The organism is Aminobacterium sp. UBA4834 (genome assembly GCF_002400205.1).
Lineage (GTDB): Bacteria > Synergistota > Synergistia > Synergistales > Aminobacteriaceae > Aminobacterium > Aminobacterium mobile.
Window position 1 is genome coordinate 13,365 of sequence record NZ_DHFC01000010.1, and the last position, 21,600, is coordinate 34,964.

A 21,600-nucleotide genomic window follows, 5' to 3' on the forward strand; every position below is an offset into this window, starting at 1 on the left:
GATGAAAAGTTTACTGCAAAAAATTCAATCAAAAACAGCTTCTGTTGGGGTTATTGGCCTTGGTTATGTTGGCCTTCCATTAGCCGTAGAAAAAGCAAAAGCCGGTTTTCACGTCACTGGTTTCGATATTCAATCAGAGAAGGTCGAGAAAGTAAACAAAGGAGAGAACTACATAGGTGACATTATCCCCCAAGAACTTAAAGAGTTAGTCGCTTCAGGTCACCTGAAAGCTACTAGTGACTTTGCAGAAATTGGTACATGTGACGTTATCGCTATTTGCGTTCCTACTCCTTTAGATGTGTTCAAGCAACCAGACCTTTCATATGTGGTGAGTTCTGCACAATCTGTAGCAGACCATATACATAAAGAAATGCTCATTGTTTTGGAATCTACTACCTATCCAGGTACTACAGAAGAAGTCCTCTTGCCTCTTTTTGAAGAGAAAGGGTTAAAAGTTGGCAAAGATTTCTACCTCGCTTTTTCTCCAGAACGCGTAGACCCTGGGAATCATATTTATAAAACTAAAAACACTCCTAAAGTTGTTGGCGGATGTACTCCCTTATGTACAGAGCACGCAAAAGCTTTGTACGAAGCTGTGCTTAATGCCCCTGTATGTGCCGTTTCTTCCCCTAAAGAAGCAGAAATGACGAAAATTCTTGAAAATACTTTCCGTATCGTTAACTGTGCTCTCGCCAACGAAATGGCCCTTGTCTGTAACAGAATGGGTATTAATGTGTGGGAAGTTATTAATGCAGCTGCCACAAAACCCTTTGGTTTTGTGCCTTTCTACCCCGGCCCCGGTGTTGGCGGACATTGTATTCCCATAGATCCTTTCTACCTCACGTATAAAGCCAGAGCCTATGATTACCATACTAGGCTTATTGAATTAGCCGGAGAAATTAACGACTCCATGCCAGAACATGTAGTTGAGCGGCTTATGAATCTTCTTAACGACCAAGCCAAACCCCTTAAAAAAAGTTCCATTCTTCTTTGCGGCGTGGCCTACAAGGGAGATATTGATGATTTGCGAGAGTCTCCAGCCTTAAAAATATGGAAGCTTCTTGAACAAAAGGGAGCCATTGTTACATATTACGACCCTTGTTGCCCTTCTGTGGCGTGGAAGGGTAAAAAGATACTTTCTACGCCACTTACAAAAGAAGTTGTACAAAAAGCGGATGCTGTCATCATTACAACTGCCCATAAAGACAATGTTGACTACCGGCTTATTGCTGAAAACGCTCAATTAATTTTCGATACTAAGAATATTTTGAGTCAGATTCTTAATATAAAACCAGAAGCATTAGAAACTTTGCATATTTTATAAAAAGGAGTTATCCATTATGTATAAATTTGCCCTGCTCGGCTGTGGCCGAATCAGTAAAAACCACATAGAAGCTTTATCGACATTAAAAGAAGAAGGGAAAGCGGAGTTCGTTGCCTGTTGTGATATTGTTCAAGAAAAGGCTGATTCTGTAGCTTCTCAGATAGGGTGTACACCCTATTATAGCTATTCACACATGCTTAATGATGGTAAATTTGATGCGGTTTCCATATGCACTCCATCTGGCCTCCACCCAGACCACGTTATAATGGCAGCTCAGGCTGGTAAACATTCCATAAGTGAAAAACCAGCTGGAACATCTCTTGAATCAGTAGATGCCGCAATAGACGCTTGTGACGCTGCACAGGTACTCTATCTTGTTATAAAGCAAAATCGATTCAATAAAACCATTCAGCTTCTACGAAAAGCCCTTGAAGCTGGCCGATTTGGTCAGCTTTACATGATCTCATCTAATGTATTTTGGACCCGCCCCCAAGAATACTATGACCAAGCTAAATGGCGAGGGACATGGGAATTCGATGGTGGATGCCTTTCAAATCAAGCCGCTCATTATGTAGATATGGTTCAATGGATGGGAGGAGCTGTAGAAGACGTTAGTGCCTTCAGCTCTACACTTGCACGGCGTATTGAAGCCGAAGATACTATTGTAGTCAACATTAAATTCAGAAGTGGCGCTCTCGGCTCTATTAACGTCACCACTCTCACCTACCCCAAAAACCTCGAAGGGAGCCTTACTATACTGGGCGAAAAGGGAACGGTACGCATTGGTGGTGTCGCCATGAATAAGGTAGAAACATGGCAGTTTGCCGATAGCGATCCTATGGACGAAGCTATTAATGTCGTTAACACTAACCCCAAGAGTGTCTATGGTTCTGGACACCTTGATTACTATGGACACGTTATAGATGTTCTCGACAGCAAAGCAGATCCCATAGTTACAGGGCGTGAGGCACGAAAAACTGTGGAGATTATTGAAGCAGCTTATGAGGGTATTTAAACAGAAATATGCGGATTAAGAGAGAAAATTAAAATGAGAATTACCATAAAAAAAACCCGCCTTCTAATGATTCTTTTATATTTTCTTATAAAAGGATCATTAGACTTTATATATTGCTCATATATAGTTCCGATGTGGGGATATATGGGATTTACTTTATGTAAAACTAATGAAGCTATCATTTTTTCATATATTTACGTATTTTTACTCTCTATAAGTATCCCTGTAAAAATCAAAACTCCATCCGACTTTTTTTTACACCTACTAGTTTTATGTCCACTTATGCCCATGCTCACGATCTATGCTTTTTCATTTGCTACCCACAGGTATATGATGATATGTATTATTTCTTTCTTCATTGTTTGGTTATGTGTAAAAATACCCTTTCAATTGGTTATTTCTAAATCGTTACATAAGGGGTATAAAATTGCACTTTGCATTTCCGCCTTTTTTGTCGTTCTTGTAACAATCCATATTATTGCAAAAGAAGGATTACATTTTTTTAATTTAAATCTATCAAAAGTCTATGAATTTCGCAGAGCTTCCGCTCAGACAGTTGCTCAGGGTTTTTTTGCATATCTCAATAATTGGGTTTTTAAAGTTTTTAACATGTTTCTTCTTACGTGGGCGCTATATAAAAATAAGAAGATTTTTATTATTATTTCTCTCTTATTGCAAGTTTTCTTCTTTGCTATCTCTGCCCATAAATCTGTATTATTTTCCCCAATTCTTATTTTATTAATACGATACATAAGCTCTAAAAAGCAACTACCCGTTCTCTTTCCGTTTTTCTATTTGACAGGGATTGGGTGCTCTTTAAACATATTCTTGCTTTTTAATAATATATGGCCTTTAAGTCTTATCGTAAGAAGAGCTCTTTTTGTACCTGCTTTTTTAAATTTCAAGTACTATTTATTCTTTCAAAATAACCCTTTAATATACTTTTCTAACAGTGTTTTTATAAAGAGATTAATTCACTACCCATATGATATTCCTGTTCCCTTGCTAATAAGTGAATTTATAGGCCATAATCCTGAATCGTGGGCAAATACAGGTTTTTTAGGGGCAGGATACGCTCAACTAAGTTATTTAGGCATAATAGTATACTCAGTGTTAATAGGTTTTATTTTAAGGATTGTAAATAATTCTACTAAGACCTATCCATTCTGGGTCGGCTCGTCATTAATAGCTATTCCAATATTTTCCGTGTTCACTAGTTCTGACTTAACTACAGGTCTTCTTACCCATGGTCTAGCTCTTGGAATTTTTTTACTTTGGCTAATAAAGACAAACATTGCGAAATCGACTTAAGTTGTATCTACGTCAATGATGTAGATACAGAAAATTTAGTCCCTTGTTTTTTATTCGTGTTCTTGGGATGGCTTTCGTCGTCATAAATAAAATTCTATACACTACCATTCAGAGACGAAAAAACACCTCATAGCAATTTTACTTATTGAATTAATGTTAATTTTTTAATCCACATTAAAAATCCTCATCCACATTTCTACCATAACAAACTTAAATCTCATTTCGTCATTAGATTTATTTTTAAAAATATCTTGTATCTGTTCCATATTAAAATATTTTCTACTCTTAGGATTGTCCAATAGATTCTCCTGGAAATAACCATTTAGTTCGTTGAGCCATTTTTCTTGAGGAACACTAAATCCTAATTTATTTTTTCTGTATACTACATTTTGAGGCATTTTATCTTCCATATACTTTCTCAAAGGAGCTTTTGTCCAACCATTCCGTAATTTATAATTCGTGGGCAAGCTTGCCGCTTTTTGAACAAATTCATGATCTAAAAATGGAACCCGCGTTTCTATTGAATGTGCCATCGAATTCCTATCTTCATATCTTAATAAATGCGAAATGAAGCTGAATAATTCGCCATTTTGAGCTTCCATCGTTGTCTTGAATCCCAATAAATTATCCACTATATTTTCATTTATAAATTTTGAAACAAAATTTATATCTATAAAATCTACTTTTTTTACTTTTAATATTTTTCTCCTAACATTTAAGTTATTGAAATAAAGCAAATATTCTGCAAGGCTCTTGCAGCTTAGTCTCGAGTTTTTATTAGCTAAAATAAACGCTCTAATCGCTTCTAAAATTTTGAAATCTTTAATTTTTTCCTTTAATGCATATGCGTAAAATCTCTCATAGCCTAAAAGGGTTTCGTCCCCTCCTTGTCCATCCAGTAGAACCTTCACTCCGCTTTCCTTAGCTGCTTCCATTACACACCAACCTGCAAACACACTAAGGCTTGCAAAAGGTTCGTCTTGATGCCATACTAAAGATTCAAAATCTCTTTTGATCTTGTCTGCATGAGGTTTGACTTTTAAATTGCTACATTCTGAATTCTTGACAACTAAATCGCTGAAAAATCTTTCATCTATTTCTTTAGCATAATCATAACAAGATGTAAACGTTTTAAACTTTTTAAGATCGTAATTTTCGTCTTCCTTCAGCAGTTGTCTACATGCTAAAGTAACAATGCTAGATGAATCGAGTCCTCCGCTGAGACAGCTCCCAACCTCTACATCGCTTCTAAGTCTCATCTTGATACTATTTTCTAGAAGCTTTCCTAAATCATCACTTTCATCTCGAAAACTTCTATACTCGTTACATATTTCATTGTTCAGTGCCCAATATTTATATTTTTTAAAGTTATAAGCATTATCATTTAACGATACGTTCAAAGAGATATTTTGCCCTCCTTTCAAAACATATATGTCTTCAAAAAAGGTTTCCTCTGAAAAATCATGAAAACCATAGAAAAGAAAAGCAAATAATATTTTTTCGTTTACCCTAGGTTTAATTCCATATGCTAATAACTGTTTTATTTCTGATCCAAAAATAAAATTATTGTTATCAAAGTAAAAATAAAATGGTTTTTCCCCAAACCTATCTCTAGAGCAAAATATTTTTTGATTTTTACTATCCCATATGGCAAATGCCCACATGCCATTAAAATGCGTTACACAATCTTCTCCCCAATGATCATACGCTTTTATTATTACCTCTGTATCTCCACTTGTTTCAAACTCGTAACCTAATCTCTGCAACTCATCTCTAAGTTCTACATAATTGTAGATTTCGCCATTATATGTTATTACGCAGTTTAAATAAGTCATTGGTTGGTGGCTTTTAGCAGAGATATCTATGACACTCAGTCTCCTATGTCCTAATCCAAGAAAATAATCGTTTTCATAAAGCTTTTCTAACGGGGGAAAAGCAAGCTTTTTTACATCTTCACAAGAGTCCTCCCCAAAAGCAAAATTTTGGTAATTTCTTCCACATAAATAAAAACCTTCATCATCCGGTCCTCTATGTTTTATTATATCTGTCATATTTTTTAATTTTTTAACATTTAGTTTATTACCCATACTCAAAATACCTGAAATGCCGCACATATTGACACTCTCCTCTTAGGCTTGAATAAAATCTCACAATCAATTAGCCTTTTTATGCGAATCTTAATTTTTGAATAATTCGCCAAATATATCTCAAAATTCATATTAATTATTTAAGCTAAACAATACTTGCTCTTTTACTTGTTTTATTTCTTCTTCGTTTATAGTCTGATTGAATAATCATATATTCCCTGCTAATTTACACTAGAACACAATAACTTTATTTATGTCGTCTCCTCATCTTAGTTTATTCCAAAGAACCCAAATAGCATAAAGCATACACGAAAAACACCAAGCGCTAACTCTAAGGAAAGCTGACTTCGAGAAAAAATAAAGCGTAGCCATCGGAACAACAAGTAAGGCCACAGCAAAAAGCTCTCTTATAATTTGTCCTACATACTTATTTAATTTTTCCCCTATTAAGTTCATAATTATTAAGAGGTATAAAAAGTATACTATGACATTGCAAGCGCTATAAATAATAATGGGAGTGTATGTACTTTTAAATAGACTCCCAATCCACAAGGAAAAAATGCTCGCAAGAAGCATAAAGCCCTGAAATATCGTCAAAAATCTTTGTCTATTCAATATCAAAAAAGCAGAAGAGATAGGGGATGATACAAATTGCATCCACAAGTAAGGCGCCAGAAATAAAGTGTAATAACCAGCGATCTCCCACTCTCTTCCTAAAAGCAAAGGAAAAAGAACTGGAGCAATAAATCCTAAAGATAAAATAGGGAAGGTTCCAAACGTAAGAAGCGTTTTAAAAACCTGCAAAGTCATCTCCGCTAGTTGATTTTCTCTTTGTGCAACAACTGCTCGTTGATAATAAACTTGCCCTATAGATTGACCTAAAAAACTCGCAGGCAACTGGAGAACTCTCATACTCATAGCAAACCATCCAGTTACACTTGGAGAAAAAAACGAAGATAGGAGGAGGGGGGTTATTTGAACACTTAAACAATCGAGCATTGTCCCCCATGTTCGATAAAGGGGGAAGCTTATGTATTCCTTAGCAACATAAACCATATTATTTTTACTTATGTTCTTTAAGGAGGATTGATTTATCGTATTGCGAAAAAGAGTCGGAATACCGAAGGTTAAACCAACAATATGCCCCCATAAAAGGCCAGAAGGAGTAAGCCCCATAACCCCCATAAAAATACTCGTCATCGCTCCAAAAATTTTTTGAGTTACTTTTGTTCGTGCAATGGCTGGATAAGCTTTAAAACGAAGAGCAAAATAAGTCATTATTCTATAAAGCCCCATGAAAAACACGCCTAAAGGGAAAAGCCACAGGTACGGTGTTATTGCCCCCCATCCCCATTTAACTAAAAAAATACTTGCCTTAAAATAGATAAAGAGAGCTAAGGAACACACTACTCCAACATGCACCAAACAACTTAAAGCGAGGATGTTTATGGCTGATACATCTTCTTTAGGTAATGGAATAGCTAAATGATACGATAAGCTAGTAAATGCGCCTAGAATGCTCAACAACGCCATATATATTGCAAGGACACCGAAATCTGCTGGGGAATAAAGCCGGGATAAAATAGGGGTTACAAGAACATAAATAGCTTGACTAATGATTGTACCTCCAGCTAAAAGAAAAACACTTTTAGCTGCTGATCCTGATTCAAACTTATTTTTTAATAATTCAAGAAACTTTCTAAAAAAACTTATTATCATTTTCAAATCTCCAACTCTATTCATAAACATGCACCATTAAAAATTAACATAGGTCACTCCCAGAGCGCCCATGATCTCTTTGCTTCAAAACTTCCTAAATTTTTAACTTAATATTATTTTGGGAATATTTCCTTTTCTCGAAAATATTCCCGCGCCAAGCGCCTTGCTTCTTCAACGTTTTTCTCTTTTATCAAACCTTTTATTTTATAGAGGAGAAGAGACTCCGAATATACATAAGAACATAAGCTATGCTCTGTTGCAGATAAAAAAGTAGAACATCTTTCTTTTGTTAAAAGAAGAGAAAATAATGTTGGCTTTTTTTGTAATAATTTAGAAATAATAAATTTGCCTATTATATCTCTGTAATGGGATGCATCATAGAATAAACCCCTATCTTTAGTAAGATTGTTTATAAAAGCAAAATCGTAATAATCTGCCATTTCCGCAACACGTTTTTTTACACTCTTAAAATTATCATATTGCTCTGTCACCCAGATAAGCGACAAAAGATCGGCCGAAATAGGGTTAAAAAATAGTACAAGATCAATTTCTTCTGCACGAGCTATCTTAATAATTTTTTCTAAACATGTAAAACTTTCGTCGCATAAAGAAACCTGCTGATATGTTTTAAAAAAACTTATTAATGTATGTATGTAAGCATCTTCATTCGTTCCTAATGCACTACCTCTCTTAACATCCCACCCTTTATTGAATAAAATAGTATCTGCATCTTCTTGGCTTTTCAATATAGTAGGCTTTATCATCCCGCGAAGCCCCGCCGTCTCTTGCATTTTAAACATCATATATGAAAGCCAATTACTAGCAATTTTATTCAAACGTACTTGAGAGAAACCCTGTCGAGAATCATTGAAATTATGAGAATCAAACTGAAAAAAATCTAGCCCCAAATACACCTTTTGAGGCTTATGAACCTTTATCATAAAGTTAAGATATTGATAAGCATCTCGTATAGATAGGGAACTCATACCCATGTTATAAACTTTCACGCTTTTATCAGGATAATCATCAGGACATAAACCTACGTAAACCCGAGACGAGCCTAGAAAAACTACATCTGGTTTTATTAGACGATATTCGTACGGTTTAAAAAAATCTAAATGAGCTGGCTGAGATACTTTATAGTTATTGAATCCTTTTATTATAGGAAAATGCCAAATACCTAAAGGATCGACAACGATAAGAGTTCCCCAAAAGATAGAAATCCCAACTCCTACAATAAAAAGCCAAAGCAAAACTAATTGTCTATTTTTCATCATAAAACCTCAAAATTGGAAATAAAGGAATTCTGTTGGTTTCGTGCCTATGAGTATCACTGCAAGCAAAAAAACAAACGCCGCTATAGCAATTTTCATTTTTGATAAAGAACGTCGCCCCGTATTACCACTTGTTCCGTGGAAAGAAATCATTTCCCAAGATTGAGGCATAAACAAACAGATAAAGAGACAAAGCACCAATTCCGGAAAATGCATCCCTCGCAATAACGATACATTTAAAGAAGGAATCCCTTGAAAACCTACCATCGCTTTTATTATGGTGTAAGTTTGTGCAAGAGAATGAGATCTAAAAAAGACCCATCCCAAAGTAACGGGGAAAAACGTTGCAACCCATTTCAAAAATCTAGGGTTTTTGCTTAAATTATGTCTTTTCAAAAAAGCTGACAAAACTTTATGCCCTAAAAGTAACAAGCCATGGTAAAACCCCCAAAAGACGAACGTCCATGAAGCACCATGCCATAACCCTCCAAGAGTCATCGTCACTAGCAAATTTTTATACTGGCTTAATTTTCCCTTTCTATTTCCTCCGAGAGGTATATAAAGATAGTCTCTCAAGAAACTCGATAGAGTAATATGCCAACGTCTCCAAAAATCTGTAATAGAAAGAGCTTTATATGGAGAATTAAAGTTTATGGGAAGACTAATATTAAATAAATTCCCCAAACCTAGGGCCATGTCTGAGTAACCACTAAAATCGAAATATATCTGAAAAGTATAGGCAAGAGCACCACTCCATGCAGACCAGAAATGTAATGGCCCTGTCTTATCAAAAACTTCGGCAACCCAAGGCGATAAGGAATCTGCTATTACAACCTTCTTAGCTAAACCTATCGAAAAAAGGAAGAGACCAAGTGCAATATTTTTATAGTCCACTACAAATGTTCTTTTTTGATAAAAATAAGGAACTATCTCAGTGTATCGAACTATAGGGCCCGCTATCAGCTGCGGGAAGAAAGAGACGAATAATGAATAGTTCAATAGAGAAGGATTTGTGATCTCCCCTTTATATATTTCTATTAAAAAAGCTATCTGTTGAAAAGTGAAAAAAGAGATACCTAATGGAAGGAATATATCTCTATTCACCCAATGAGAGTGAGCTAGAGCATATACATTACTCATTAAGAAATTTCCGTATTTAAAGTACGCAATCCATAAAAGGTTTACAGCTACTCCAAAGAATAAAAAGTACTGTCTATATACATTTTCCCTATTGAGGGCTTTTCCTATCCCGAAATTAAATATTATAGAAAAAAGCAACAAGAAAACGAAAGGGGGATTCCAATAGGCATAGAAACAAAAAGAGGAAATTGTTAACCACACCAAAGCCACTGATAAAAGCCTATATGATGAAAACAGCCTAAAACCTAGCCATACAACTGGAACAAACAGAAATATAAAACTATAGGAATTAAATAGCATTATTAATCCTACCCTTCAGAACTAGCTATGGCTTTCCCTTCCCAAACCACAAGTACATTATCGGCAAAAGTATCACTCACCATTTGCAACTCTTCTTGCTTCAGCACTAGCACCCGTATCTTGCGCTCAATCATCTTTTCAAGCTTGTCTATCAGGCTTTGCAGGTAAGCTCTGTCAATTTCACCAACAAGCACAAGGTCGATAAGGCCAGAGTCAATACCTTTTGCATAGTCTCCAGTTATAAAGGCAAGTTCCACATTGCCAAGGCGTTTTATAACCTGATCCACAAGTTGGTCGATTCCAAGCGTTTTTGCCACAATGGCCCGTATTTCTGGAAAGAGCGGGTGTTTTATGTTGGCCCTATAGACTTTTGTTCGACCTTCGTCGTGGGTCTCTAAGAGGCCTGCTTCTGTAAGGCGATTCAGTTCTACCCGCACAGCGTTAGTCGACTCGCCAAATTCATCGGAGAGTTCCCGCAAATACCCTTTGTTTTCCGGGTTCAGAAAGAATTTTAAAAGCAGTTTTATTCGGGTTTTTGATGTGATAAGAGATTCAAGCATGTGTTATTGAATATTTCCTTTCCCTTTTTGAGTCATTTTATTACTCAAAATAGAGATTGTCAAAAAACAAGGGAAGCACCTTCTCTAAAAAAGTGCTCCCCTTAAGCTACACCTCTTTTTACGCATTATCTCGCATGGAATGCCGCGGGCGCCGCTGGAAAAGGTCTGGCGGCAGAGCTGCAAGAAAGATGGCGAGAATAATAATGGCACTGCCCCATATTTCGTTGGTCGTTGGCATCTCTTTGCTCAAGAGAGCGGCAAGGCTAATGCCCGTTACTATTTCCACTGTACATACAAGACTGGCAGCTGTGGCTGAAATATATTTAAGGGCTGTGTAGTACGCTGCGTACGCCAATAAGCTTCCTATAGCGGTGAGAAGGAAGATAGATCCCCAATCGCTGCGGGAAAGGAGTGCAATATCGTGCCATCCAGCAGAGAGATGCTTTGCAAGAACCATGCAGAGTCCACCCCAGAGATGGGAATAAAAAATAAGGCTGCCTTGGGTAATGCGTCCTTCTTTCGCTATTTTTCGCCCCAAGAGAGATTGACCGGCTAGCCCCATAACGGCTACAAGCCCCCAAAGAATTCCTGGAAGGGCAATGTTTTGAGCTCCGCCTTTTCCGAAAAACATGCCCACCCATACACCGAGAAGAATAAGAAAAGCCGACACAATCTGGGCGAAGGTGGGGCGTTCCCGCGTAATAAAAATTCCACCTATGAGGGTGACGAGAGGGAAGGTGTAGTGAATAATAAGGGCGGCAGAAACTGTGAGATATTTTAAAGAGTAAAGAAATCCCGTATAGGTGCACACTACAGAGAGAATACCGTAGATAAAAAGAAGCCCCTGTTCCTGTACTGTCTTTTTCAGGGAGGCGCGGTCGCACCATGCCAGGTAGGTGCCACAGCAGATGGTAACGAGAAAGGCTCGCAGCACTATAACTGTTGCCATATCCACACCTCGAAGGGCAAGAGCACGCCCTAAAGGACTCACCACGCCCCAGGAAATTCCTGTGCAGAGTGCAAAAAGAATGCCAATAAAGTGTTTGTTCATGTTTTTTACTATCTCCATGGATATATTTTGCTTGAGAGGCAATATTTGAAATTATATCATGATAGCGGGGGAAGGGAGCCACATCTGGCTCCCTTAAAAGTTTATAGCGGCCAATAACGATGAAGAATATTCCTCGTTTTGCGCCGTATCTTCTTTATGCGAGCACTCACAGCCTGTTGGGTACGTTGTAACTTTTCAGCTATTTCTTTCTGCGTATACCCTAAGAAAAGTGCCTGGATAAGGAAGATCTCTTCCCGGGTAAAATAGCGCTCTAGCATATCGATATATTCAATAGGAAGGTTTTTCCTCGGGGCTGCCATTACCACTTCAAGTTGAGGGGTAAACTCGCAGGCGTAAGGAGTTCTGCGATATCGTCTGGCTGCGTCTCGAACTCGCCCCGGTAATCGTTTGGAAATATACTCTTTTTTAGACTTTTCCGGCGGGCATTTTTGTATAAGAGAGAGATAGGCTATAATGCCTTCTTGTTTCAAATCTTCAAACTCGGCACCTCTACCAACATATCGTCGTGCCGTTATTTCAATAAAGTGACGAACCCAACACTTAAATTTTTCTGTTTCTTCAATTCGTTTATTGGCACTCACTCCATTCTCACCCTCTTTTGGTTGATTTTTATGGCGAGATGAACGAAGTTACGACGACCGTAGGGCAAGATGGTGTGGAATCCGGTTTTTTCTGCTAATTTGCAGAAATGGGATTGATATTTATGCATAACTACCACGTCTGCAGCACAACCTTTCATATGAAGACTATGAGGGACACCGCCTACTTCTTTGTTATGGGTTGGGCAACGGTATCCACTCGTGAGAATAAGAGGTTTTCCCCAAAGGGTTCTCAGTTTTTCAAGGCATAGCGTCAATTGAGGCCATACTTTTGCCTGTTGACAACAACGACATTGAAATTCCCGCAAGTTAAAGTGGGGTGTAAGCTGGAAATCATTAAGAAGCTGTTTCACTGTTCATGCCTCCTCCAATATGTGTGATAGCGCTTTCGAGGCGCCGGATGGCTTCCGTGAGTTCGTCAAGCCTTTTCTCCATACGTACAAGCAGATAGGCTGCTACCGCCACAGAAAAGCCATTTTGAAGACACAAGGACCAAAAGTCCTCCATCTCTATCACCTCCTTTTAGAAGCATGAAAAGGCGACCGGGAAATTCCCGGCCGCCTTTATAGTCGTTTACCCTTCAATAAGAGGAGTCACAGTGGTCTCTACCATCTCTGCGCTTGCAATAGCAGTAAGGCCATTTACAAAAATGTTGTTATCGATAAGGGCCTGCATGGCACTGCGGACCTCAGGCTCTGTTATATCTGCCCGTGGATATCGCAGGGAGATGGTTCGTTTTTTTCCGTCGGACGTTCCAAACTTGAGTCGTACGCTCTTCATATGTATCCCCCCTTTTTATCTAAACTCTACGATACCTGATAACTACTGCTCTTCAACGGCGTTACTATCGATCTTCAGCGTTTCCTCGAGAGGATACTCAAGCAAGGAAGCAAGAGATTTCGCGACAAGATCTACTTTGTCAGCTTCGGCTTCAGGTAATACATCAGAGAAGTTCATGCTTTTAAGAACCATGTCGCCATTTTCATCGGGACCAAGATTAATGCGAAGCTGTAGCCGACTTTCAACAGGAATATACAGAGACACGAGCCACACCTCCTTTCTTTTACCAGCCTTCACCCTTATAAGTGGGGTCAAGGGGTAAAAGATACAAATACGTGGGGGGAGAAGTTCCCCAAGTAGGGCCTTTCGTCGAACAGCTGGCCTTGTAAAATACGTGGCATCAGGCTGTGCAACGTGCAGTAAAGCCAGGAGAGGTTCTTGGTACATGATGGCCCTTCCTGAGCGCGTAAATAACGTCGCTGGAAGGTTTTTGGAGGTAGGGTGGTGCTAGGTTTTGCTCTATGTACTACATGCCGGCCAATGGTTGCTTGTTGCATACTATTGATAGTGTGGGTAAGAGGACGGGAGAAAGCCCCTCCCGTAGTTGAAACGCTGCTTCGTTTTCACTACAAGAGGGGCTTTGTTACTGTTCTATGAATGCCTTATCAACCGAAGTTGATGGCAACTCCACCAGCAAGTATAAGGACAATGCCAATCCATTGGGGAATTAAAATAGGTTCCCTATAGAGTACTCTCCCCCAAAATGCCGCAAAGAGGGGGCTAGATGCAGTAATAGGAGTTACTACCGATGCAGGAGCATATCTCATCGCTTCTGACGTCAGGAAGCCTCCCAACCCCATTGATAGAACTCCCACTGTTATCATCATGAGCATGTTTTTAAGCGGCATTTTAAAAAAAGGCTCTTGTCGCCCGTTTCTAAACCAAGAGATGCCCCAGCACAGCCATATAGATATGAAGAAAGAAATAGATTGCCAGAAAACAAGGGCCTTGGGCGAAATATTACCTGCAGTCATTCCCCATCTAGTTAAAACAAAGTTAACACTCCAAAAAAAAGCTGCGAAGAGTGCCAGAAGAACTCCCTTAAGAGATTTCTGCTTTGGTTCCTCTTTTTTCATGCGGAAGACCACTAATCCAACAAAAATACAGATTGTTCCCACAACCGTTGCCGTGGTAGCTTTTTCGCCAAGGAAAAGAATCGCCGCAACACTTGCAAAGAAGGGATAGGTACCTGTAATAGCGGTAGCGGTACCAGGCCCTATAAGTTTAATGCCGTGGAAAAAAAGCGAGTCGCCAACTAAAAGAGCCGATAGCCCACCAATGGAAACCAGGAAGGCCGAATGGAAAGCAACTCGCATTATATCTGGAGAAAATGCCGCTATAACCAGACCACATCCTAAAAATCCAATGCTACGCACAGCCTGCATCTTCAATGCAGAACTGCTCGCAATGCAATAGCGATAGATAATAGGGGCACTTCCCCACACAAAAGCGACAAGAAGGCTATAAAAAACTCCAATAATATTCACAGACACTACCTTCGAGACTTTCTTTTAAAAACTTACTTTTTTAACATTTCTCGAATAGAATCGCTGTAAGCCTTTGTGCGAGTCCAGCCTTCCTCATAGTTTTCTTTGACAATAGCCTTGAAAGCCCGTTTTTCAAGTGCATAAAGCTGACGGACAGAGATACCACCTGGAGTGCTCGTCTCTTTCAATAGGCCTGCTATATTATCAATTTGTCGTTCCCAAACTTTTAAACAACCTTCTACTGTCCCAAAGGCCATATGAGATGCCGTTTTATGGTCAATGCCAAGAAGTAGAGCAGATTCTACCATGGCTTCGAAGAAAGCATAGACAGGTGCAGGGCCTGTAGTAGCTGTAGCAACGTTGATTTTCTCTTCGTCGAGCATATAAGCTTTCCCCATGGAATCAAAAAGTTTCATGAGATTTTCTCTCTGAGTATCGTTAAATTTTTTGTTAAAGGCTACAGCAACTACTCCATGGCCAATGCGGCTGGGAGGGTTGGGAAGAGCCCTGGCAATGGCAAGGTCTGGGAAGATATCCTCATAAAGTTTCATGGGTATGCCCGATGAGATGGAAACAAGGGCTTTGCCACTGAAATCAGGGTTCATTTTACGAAGTTCCTCTGCAAGATCTATTGCATTATCAGAGCGAACACAAATAAACACAAAATCTGCAGCCTTAATAACGTCAGCCTTATCAGAAGCAACTGTAAGGCCATAGCGATCGTGCATTTCTTTTTCACGAGCTTTAAAAACATCGGTAATGTGGATATCCTCCGCTTTAACAAGCCCGCTGCCCAAAATATTTTGAGTTAGAATTTCACAAATGAGACCCGCACCAATAAATCCAATTTTCATAATGTCATACCTCCGATATGGTTTCTATATTTTGTGAAGTCGCGGCTTGCTGTATACCATAACTCCAGCGAAAAGCAGCAACGTTCAGGCTTAAAAAGGCAATAGATACAAGACGATAGGCTATTGTATAGTTCAGGTATGCCGCAATAGAGCTAATAATTGCAGGGACTATAAAGAAAGTACCTGAATAAAGCAGCCCATAGATTGCTGCAAGCTTTGTACGCGTTCGATCATCACCTAAATCCCCTACCAGGCACGTCATGGCAGGGAATCCGATTCCCATTCCAATGCCGAAAAAAATTCCTAAGAATACAAGTTGCCATGAGGATGAGGCGAAACTCGTACCTAAAATACCAATGGCTGTAACAAAGGTAGTAGCTCCTGCCAAAAGACGACGAGGGAAACGATTCAAAAGGGAGCCTCCTAAAGTACGGATTGCCAGAGACGTAACGGCAACAGGAAGGAAAAACGCCGTAGCCACAAGATGTCGTTCATAAGCAAGAGACACGAAGGTAATCTGCATGGCATCCACTAAGGAGAAAACGAACATGACAGCCATGAATGCAAGGATTGGGCGCATGGTGAATATTTCTTTGTAGCTAGCAGCCCCTTTCTCTTCTTTACAAAGGCTGGGGTGTTCTAGCTCTCCTCTGAAGCGAAGACTGAGCAATAATCCGCCTAACACAACTGCTACAAGAGTTAAAGAGTAGACGTGCGGATAGCCTTTAAGGAGAATCCATTCAAGGCAAGGCGCAAGTATGAGAGATGGAAGAACGTACCCCAAAGAGATCAGGGCGATATCCCGTCCTCGCGTCTGTTTTGGAACGAGAACCATTTGATAAGCTATCATGGAAACTCCCTGAAGCGTAAAGCCGAAGCCAAGAAGTACTTTGTAGAAGATAGCAAGTCCCACTGTTAATGGACCAACAGCCAAAGCTACGGAAGCAACCAGTAGTAATAGAAATCCAACTTTCAGAGAGCGATCAAGACCAATTCGTTCTACTATCAAAGGAGCGAATGGTCGAGAAAGAGCTGATACTCCATACCCGGCCCCCATTATCCATCCCAGCCATGGGCCAGTATCGAAACCAACACTGGAAAAATAGGCCGGAAGGAAGTAGTAGCCACTATCCATCGCCGCTGCTGAAAACGTCATAAATAGAAGTTGGAACACTACTGGGCTATATGTCATAGCTAATCGTTCGCCAGCTCTCTAAGAGCATGAGACATGATGCACGTACTGCGGAGCAGGCGATCTATGAGAACTCTTTCATTCGCCCCGTGAGCGAAGTCCGGTTCATCATTGAAAGCCCCCCCAAATGGAACCATATTCGGCATTTTTTTCGAATATGTGCTGCCACACATAGATAGTAATCGAGGCTCCTCATTTGTCGCGCTCTTATAGCCCCTGGATAAGGCCTGAATGAGACGAGATTGAGGAGATACAAGCAGTGGTGCCATCTGAGTTTGTATATCAAGAACAATAGCTTCTTTGAGGCAAATAGATTTAATTTTAGAGCAAGCATCTTCGAAAGAAATTGTCTCAGCTGGTATATAGATCCCTACAAAGAAAGAAGCATTGTTGTTGTCTCCTTTAAGTTGAGCCAAATTACAGGTAATATCCCCCGTATGAGGATGAGAAGCCGCTAAACCTAGACCTGATAGATCAGGGGAAAGGGCAATGTTTTCTCCAATAAAGCGAAAGAAACGACGGTATGTTTCTGCCATATCCAATTTTGCCATTAGAGAACAGAGCCTTCCAATGGCATTCACACCCAATCCAGGTAAGGTTGCATGCGCAGCTTTACCCATAACGGAAATCTTCAGATGGGAGTCGTGCCAACTGGTAGAAATTGGCCAGTGAAGTTCTGCTGCCATCTTTGTCAGAATACCCTTCGCTTCTTCCAATTCCCTTTTTCCCCCTGAAAGGAGGGCTTCCGCTTTTGCTGGCACAGATCCCGTGCTTTCACCCCCGTTGTAAGAAAGAGGCGTGATTTTACCTGGGAGATTTCCAGTGAAATTGGTTTTGCCAATAAACTTGAGAGCCCCTTTCTCTGCATTGATTACCGGGTATTCTCCGTCGGGAGTGTACCCCATCAGCCAAGGGCCTTCAGATTCTAGATAGGCTGTTACATCTCTCATTTTGCCGGATTCTTCGTCTAGACCGAAAATAATCCGAATCTTATTTTTCAAAGGAACGCCAGAGTCTGCCAGCGCTTTTAATGCAAAGAGGGAGCTGAAAAGAGGTCCTTTATCATCTTGTGTTCCTCTGCCCCGTATGTGGTTATCAACTATATCTCCACAGAAAGGATCGAAATCCCAATTTTCTCCTGGAGGAACCACATCAAGGTGCCCCATGGCTCCAACAATTTCCTCGCCATCACCATATTCAGCCCATGCCACTTTGCCATCGAGATTAACAGTATGAAACCCTAAGGATTGGGCTACATGCAGAGCATGGTCCAGGGTACGCCCTATCTCCCTGCCATAGGGACAGTCGGGCTGAGGTGCGGAACAAATGCTGGGAATGCGGACACTCTCCTGAACAGTCTGTATCAGTTCTTGCGATCGAGAGAGTACTAATTCATCGAGATTCTTCATCCTCTAAACCTCCGCTTCCTTAAGGAAAAAGTATGATGTTCTGCCGCTTTGCAGCGGCAGAACATCGACATATATTAAAGAAAGTCGCAAATATACTCCGACAGTTCTGCACATCTGATCTTGAAGACAGTGTTTGCAGGGACCATATAGACCTCGCCTACGCCTACTTTTCGCCAGTCAGCGTCTCCAGGGAAAAAGACTTCCACAGAACCTGCAGTCATTAACACTTTCTCTGGCCCGTCAGAATGGAACTCATAATCGCCTGGGAGATACACTCCCAACGTTTTACGACTTCCGTTGGGGAAAATTAGAGTACGACTCTGAACTTTCCCTCCAAAGAAGCTATTGACTTGAATTTTAACCTTAACAGCGTCAAAAAAATCAGACATCTACACGTCCTCCTCATAGGCTACTCTGCAAGCTGAGCGTCTCTTTTGGCGGCTTTCCGAGCAGCTTTTTCAGGATCAAGATAATCGGTTTCAAACTCCTTCGTAAGACGGAATATGAGCGGAGACAACAAGACCAACGCCACAACGTTCACATATACGGGAACGGCAGATTGAATGTCTAAAACCATCCAGACCACTGAGGGAACCATGTTGTTATAGAAAGCATAGAGAGTAAAGAGCAGGGGAACACCAGGACCAGTGAAACGAACGAACTGAATATACTTCATGCGCTGTTCACGTGTCTTATTTCTAGTGCAATAGACGATCAGGGATTCCAAGTATGAGAACCAACCTGTTGTGGTGGTCAAAGCAAAAATAAGCATGAAAAATGACAGCGCATATGCACCGTATGACCCAAATACTGCTGTCAAAGCGTCGCCTACAGCGCCAGCCCCGCCATGACCACTCTTCCAGGCACCGGTAACTATCACCATCAGGCCTGAGATGGAACAGACTATAATGGTGTCTACAAAGACTTCAAAAGCTCCCCACATACCCTGACGAGCAGGGTGGTCCACTTCCACTGTAGCGTGGATAATGGCGGAACTTCCCCAACCGGCTTCATTGCTATAGACGCTACGGGCAACGCCAACCTGAACAGCTTTCATAACCCCTACACCAGCAAATCCGCCGACAGCGGCACAGGGCGTAAATGCATAATAAAAGATGCTGGCAAACGCATCTTTAAGAGCTCCAAAGTCTTGGAAAATAACAAAAAGCCCTGCCGTAACATAAAGGACAACCATAGCAGGAACGACGTTTTCTGCGAATTTAACCACGCGAGGGATACCGCCAAGAACAATGTAATAACAAAGGAGGGTATAAGCAATGCTCATCCCAATAGCGGTATATTTGCTTAGATTGAAAGAGCGTTGAAAAGATTCCATTATGGTGTATGGGCCAGGAGCAAAATAGAAAGCACCAATCATGAAAACGGTGAATACAATAGCTAGTACCTTACACCATTTCCAACCTCGTTCTTGAACAAGCCCTTTTTCAATGTAAAAGGCGGCACTTCCGTAGCATGTCCCATCTGGGAAACGCTGTTTATAATGTTGAGTCAAAATAATCTCGGCCATTTTAGTGACCATTCCCACCAAGGCCGCAATCCACATCCAGAATAACGCACCTGGGCCACCAATGGCTATGGCGCTGGAAACTCCAGCAATGTTACCTGTACCTACAGTCCCCCCCAGGGCTGTGGCAAAGGCTCCAAAAGCGCTAATAAATCCTTTCTCTTTCTCCTCTTTTTTCTTCTTTCTAAAAAGGGTTCCTATAGTGTTATATACGATATCTCCAGCCCGTCTAAATTGAAAGAAACGCATTCCTATTGTCAGGTACAAACCCATAACAATAAAAATAATAGGGAAAAAACGGTTCCAAAGAACTTTCCAAGCGAAGAACTCTAACCATTTCGTTACTAGTGCAACGTCCATGGGCTACAGGCACCTCCTTGTAATGTGACACCTTACAGTGCCGGAGTAAAAAAACTGCCAGCGCATAAAAGGGATATATAAAGGTGGTTTGACGCTGTTTAGACCCTAAGCTATCTAAAATACGAGATATGACTGTTACGAATCGTAACGATTCCTATCAAAGTTCTTTTCTTAAAACTGGAAACAATAGGTGCTAGAGAAAAGTTAGGAAAAACTCCTAACTTTTCTCTTATCTATAAATAACTCCTCTGTACACCTAGCCACGACTCCACTTTTTCTTGGCGTCCTTTTTAATGTCGATCTTGAGCTTGTAATGAACGCCACGTTTATCCTGCTCGGCCATAACCCAGTTGTAGAAATCGTCATCAGCTGCAAGTTTTTCAGCAGAGACCATTCCACATCCCTTAATTCTGCCTTCACACATAGCACGGGCAAAAATGCCGCAGGTACTGGCCGTACACCAAGCCATAGATGAATAGCCGCTGTCAGGATCCTCAACTTGTGCTATTTCCCACGTGTAATTTACGGCATCGCCATTTTTATATCCCTTGGTGATAATGCGCATAACAGACATATCAAGGTCACCAGGAAGTTTCTTATATTTATCAGCGAAGAGGCTGAAGAGAATTTCACGCGGTACAAGTTTATGTCCGGCAATCTCTCTAGGTTCCCAATCGAAGAGATCGAGATCTACCAGGAAACGCATCTGCTGAGTCAACCCAGGCCAACGAACAGTATAGGCGGCCATGTTGGGCACATTGTGGAAGCTGCGGAAAAGGCTTCCAAGGCCATTACTGGTAAAGGCTTCCATAACCGGATAATCTTCGATTTGAAATTCTTTAAGCTCACTCAATGCCTTAATTACAATTTCCTGTCCGTTACGGACGACAGTGGTAGGCTGTGCAAACTGATTGAGGTTATCTGTGAAAGACCAGGTGGTAGTGTAGTTAAAAGGAGGGCGCGGATTATAAGGAATGCCGCCAACGTAAACATACATCTCCTCACATTTGTCGAGAAGGTGGTAACCACGTCCAGCAAAAAAGTTGCTCATCCCAGGCTCAAAGCCAATCATTGAAATACCGAGCCCGCCTGTTTCTTTCCCGATCTTATCGAAAGGTTCGTCGGAACGACCATGCATGCTGGAGACACTGGCAAGCTTTTTCCCATATTTCATAGCGATCTCAGTCACCTTATACCCTACTGTTCCAGGCATAGCAGCGGTAACGATATCTACATCTTTGGTAATTTCCTGAAAAAGCTTCTCGTCTGTGGCAGACCCCTTGACGGTTTTTACATCAGGGAAGAGGCGCTTCGTTTCAGCCAAATTCTCTTCGCTCATATCAAGGACAGTAACATCAAAATCTTTTATCATATCGTTGACAATACAACGACCAACCATCCCTGCACCAATTTGTAATGATTTGCGTTTAGCCATATTGAAAACTCCCTTCTGAATATTTTTGCGTTAAACGCGCAGAAAAGAAGTTAAAGTTACGTACGACTCGCTCAGCAACGAAATGAATTCATTGAAT

The 21,600-nt window shown here is 40.5% G+C and carries 21 protein-coding genes; 3 read left to right on the top strand and 18 right to left on the bottom strand.

Annotated elements, in window-relative coordinates; genetic code table 11:
* Position 1 precedes the first annotated feature (1 nt).
* From B3L97_RS04060 to B3L97_RS04070, 3 genes are read left to right on the top strand one after another with little or no spacing between them, the layout of a single operon-like run.
* Positions 2-1,324 (top strand): nucleotide sugar dehydrogenase, encoded by a 1,323-nt coding sequence (locus tag B3L97_RS04060; protein ID WP_286934261.1) that lies wholly within the window; start codon positions 2-4, stop codon positions 1,322-1,324.
* 16 nt (positions 1,325-1,340) lie between these two features.
* The gene (locus B3L97_RS04065) at positions 1,341-2,339 is read left to right on the top strand and encodes a Gfo/Idh/MocA family protein (protein WP_286934263.1); all 999 of its coding nucleotides are present in this window, start codon (positions 1,341-1,343) and stop codon (positions 2,337-2,339) included.
* Between the two features lie 33 nt (positions 2,340-2,372).
* Positions 2,373-3,650, top strand: a complete 1,278-nt coding sequence (locus B3L97_RS04070; RefSeq protein WP_286934265.1) for an O-antigen polymerase — start codon at positions 2,373-2,375, stop codon at positions 3,648-3,650.
* Positions 3,651-3,814: 164 nt separating this feature from the next.
* Here B3L97_RS04070 and asnB read toward each other — a convergent pair whose 3' ends face one another.
* The 18 genes from asnB to B3L97_RS04160 form a co-directional block, all read right to left on the bottom strand.
* On the bottom strand, positions 3,815-5,764 hold the full coding sequence (gene asnB / locus B3L97_RS04075; protein ID WP_286934266.1) for an asparagine synthase (glutamine-hydrolyzing): 1,950 nt from the start codon (positions 5,762-5,764) through the stop codon (positions 3,815-3,817).
* A gap of 237 nt (positions 5,765-6,001) precedes the next feature.
* A complete protein-coding gene (locus B3L97_RS04080; protein WP_286934267.1) occupies positions 6,002-7,456 on the bottom strand; it encodes an oligosaccharide flippase family protein in 1,455 nt (484 codons plus the stop codon).
* 113 nt (positions 7,457-7,569) lie between these two features.
* Complete coding sequence (locus B3L97_RS04085) at positions 7,570-8,730, bottom strand: hypothetical protein (RefSeq protein ID WP_286934269.1); 1,161 nt, start codon at positions 8,728-8,730, stop codon at positions 7,570-7,572.
* A 9-nt stretch (positions 8,731-8,739) separates the two neighbouring features.
* The gene (locus B3L97_RS04090) at positions 8,740-10,170 is read right to left on the bottom strand and encodes an MBOAT family O-acyltransferase (RefSeq protein WP_286934270.1); all 1,431 of its coding nucleotides are present in this window, start codon (positions 10,168-10,170) and stop codon (positions 8,740-8,742) included.
* 8 nt (positions 10,171-10,178) lie between these two features.
* The gene (locus tag B3L97_RS04095) at positions 10,179-10,730 is read right to left on the bottom strand and encodes a winged helix-turn-helix domain-containing protein (RefSeq protein WP_286934272.1); all 552 of its coding nucleotides are present in this window, start codon (positions 10,728-10,730) and stop codon (positions 10,179-10,181) included.
* 118 nt (positions 10,731-10,848) lie between these two features.
* Positions 10,849-11,781 carry a DMT family transporter gene (locus B3L97_RS04100; protein WP_024821470.1) on the bottom strand — a complete coding sequence of 311 codons (933 nt, stop codon included), beginning with the start codon at positions 11,779-11,781 and terminating at the stop codon, positions 10,849-10,851.
* A 101-nt stretch (positions 11,782-11,882) separates the two neighbouring features.
* Positions 11,883-12,383, bottom strand: a complete 501-nt coding sequence (locus B3L97_RS04105) for a sigma-70 family RNA polymerase sigma factor (protein ID WP_286847127.1) — start codon at positions 12,381-12,383, stop codon at positions 11,883-11,885.
* On the bottom strand, positions 12,380-12,754 hold the full coding sequence (locus tag B3L97_RS04110; RefSeq protein ID WP_286847126.1) for a YcbK family protein: 375 nt from the start codon (positions 12,752-12,754) through the stop codon (positions 12,380-12,382). Before B3L97_RS04110 ends, B3L97_RS04105 begins: the two co-directional genes overlap by 4 nt.
* On the bottom strand, positions 12,738-12,908 hold the full coding sequence (locus B3L97_RS04115) for a YvrJ family protein (protein ID WP_084043838.1): 171 nt from the start codon (positions 12,906-12,908) through the stop codon (positions 12,738-12,740). The genes B3L97_RS04110 and B3L97_RS04115 overlap by 17 nt, the downstream gene beginning before the upstream one ends.
* Before the next feature lie 66 nt (positions 12,909-12,974).
* The gene (locus B3L97_RS04120) at positions 12,975-13,181 is read right to left on the bottom strand and encodes a DUF2922 domain-containing protein (RefSeq protein ID WP_024821467.1); all 207 of its coding nucleotides are present in this window, start codon (positions 13,179-13,181) and stop codon (positions 12,975-12,977) included.
* A gap of 42 nt (positions 13,182-13,223) precedes the next feature.
* Positions 13,224-13,445, bottom strand: coding sequence for a DUF1659 domain-containing protein (locus B3L97_RS04125; protein ID WP_286847122.1), 222 nt, complete (start codon positions 13,443-13,445; stop codon positions 13,224-13,226).
* Between the two features lie 401 nt (positions 13,446-13,846).
* Positions 13,847-14,728, bottom strand: a complete 882-nt coding sequence (locus B3L97_RS04130; RefSeq protein WP_024821465.1) for a DMT family transporter — start codon at positions 14,726-14,728, stop codon at positions 13,847-13,849.
* A gap of 32 nt (positions 14,729-14,760) precedes the next feature.
* Positions 14,761-15,582, bottom strand: a complete 822-nt coding sequence (locus tag B3L97_RS04135; protein WP_024821464.1) for a pyrroline-5-carboxylate reductase family protein — start codon at positions 15,580-15,582, stop codon at positions 14,761-14,763.
* Between the two features lie 4 nt (positions 15,583-15,586).
* Positions 15,587-16,774, bottom strand: a complete 1,188-nt coding sequence (locus B3L97_RS04140) for an MFS transporter (protein WP_286847119.1) — start codon at positions 16,772-16,774, stop codon at positions 15,587-15,589.
* 2 nt (positions 16,775-16,776) lie between these two features.
* Entirely contained in the window at positions 16,777-18,183 is a 1,407-nt protein-coding gene (locus B3L97_RS04145; protein ID WP_286934275.1) for a Sapep family Mn(2+)-dependent dipeptidase, read from the bottom strand.
* 74 nt (positions 18,184-18,257) lie between these two features.
* Complete coding sequence (locus B3L97_RS04150) at positions 18,258-18,572, bottom strand: pyrimidine/purine nucleoside phosphorylase (protein ID WP_024821461.1); 315 nt, start codon at positions 18,570-18,572, stop codon at positions 18,258-18,260.
* Between the two features lie 20 nt (positions 18,573-18,592).
* The gene (locus B3L97_RS04155; RefSeq protein ID WP_024821460.1) at positions 18,593-20,068 is read right to left on the bottom strand and encodes an alanine/glycine:cation symporter family protein; all 1,476 of its coding nucleotides are present in this window, start codon (positions 20,066-20,068) and stop codon (positions 18,593-18,595) included.
* A 256-nt stretch (positions 20,069-20,324) separates the two neighbouring features.
* Entirely contained in the window at positions 20,325-21,503 is a 1,179-nt protein-coding gene (locus B3L97_RS04160) for a saccharopine dehydrogenase family protein (protein ID WP_024821459.1), read from the bottom strand.
* Positions 21,504-21,600: the final 97 nt, after the last annotated feature.

Bases quoted from the DNA above. Each gene is read 5' to 3' on its own strand.
- B3L97_RS04060 (WP_286934261.1), top strand. From the start codon at position 2: ATGAAAAGTTTACTGCAAAAAATTCAATCAAAAACAGCTTCTGTTGGG.
- B3L97_RS04065 (WP_286934263.1), top strand. From the start codon at position 1,341: ATGTATAAATTTGCCCTGCTCGGCTGTGGCCGAATCAGTAAAAACCAC.
- B3L97_RS04070 (WP_286934265.1), top strand. From the start codon at position 2,373: ATGAGAATTACCATAAAAAAAACCCGCCTTCTAATGATTCTTTTATAT.
- asnB (WP_286934266.1), bottom strand. From the start codon at position 5,764: ATGTGCGGCATTTCAGGTATTTTGAGTATGGGTAATAAACTAAATGTT.
- B3L97_RS04080 (WP_286934267.1), bottom strand. From the start codon at position 7,456: ATGATAATAAGTTTTTTTAGAAAGTTTCTTGAATTATTAAAAAATAAG.
- B3L97_RS04085 (WP_286934269.1), bottom strand. From the start codon at position 8,730: ATGAAAAATAGACAATTAGTTTTGCTTTGGCTTTTTATTGTAGGAGTT.
- B3L97_RS04090 (WP_286934270.1), bottom strand. From the start codon at position 10,170: ATGCTATTTAATTCCTATAGTTTTATATTTCTGTTTGTTCCAGTTGTA.
- B3L97_RS04095 (WP_286934272.1), bottom strand. From the start codon at position 10,730: ATGCTTGAATCTCTTATCACATCAAAAACCCGAATAAAACTGCTTTTA.
- B3L97_RS04100 (WP_024821470.1), bottom strand. From the start codon at position 11,781: ATGAACAAACACTTTATTGGCATTCTTTTTGCACTCTGCACAGGAATT.
- B3L97_RS04115 (WP_084043838.1), bottom strand. From the start codon at position 12,908: ATGGAGGACTTTTGGTCCTTGTGTCTTCAAAATGGCTTTTCTGTGGCG.
- B3L97_RS04120 (WP_024821467.1), bottom strand. From the start codon at position 13,181: ATGAAGAGCGTACGACTCAAGTTTGGAACGTCCGACGGAAAAAAACGA.
- B3L97_RS04135 (WP_024821464.1), bottom strand. From the start codon at position 15,582: ATGAAAATTGGATTTATTGGTGCGGGTCTCATTTGTGAAATTCTAACT.
- B3L97_RS04140 (WP_286847119.1), bottom strand. From the start codon at position 16,774: ATGACATATAGCCCAGTAGTGTTCCAACTTCTATTTATGACGTTTTCA.
- B3L97_RS04145 (WP_286934275.1), bottom strand. From the start codon at position 18,183: ATGAAGAATCTCGATGAATTAGTACTCTCTCGATCGCAAGAACTGATA.
- B3L97_RS04150 (WP_024821461.1), bottom strand. From the start codon at position 18,572: ATGTCTGATTTTTTTGACGCTGTTAAGGTTAAAATTCAAGTCAATAGC.
- B3L97_RS04155 (WP_024821460.1), bottom strand. From the start codon at position 20,068: ATGGACGTTGCACTAGTAACGAAATGGTTAGAGTTCTTCGCTTGGAAA.
- B3L97_RS04160 (WP_024821459.1), bottom strand. From the start codon at position 21,503: ATGGCTAAACGCAAATCATTACAAATTGGTGCAGGGATGGTTGGTCGT.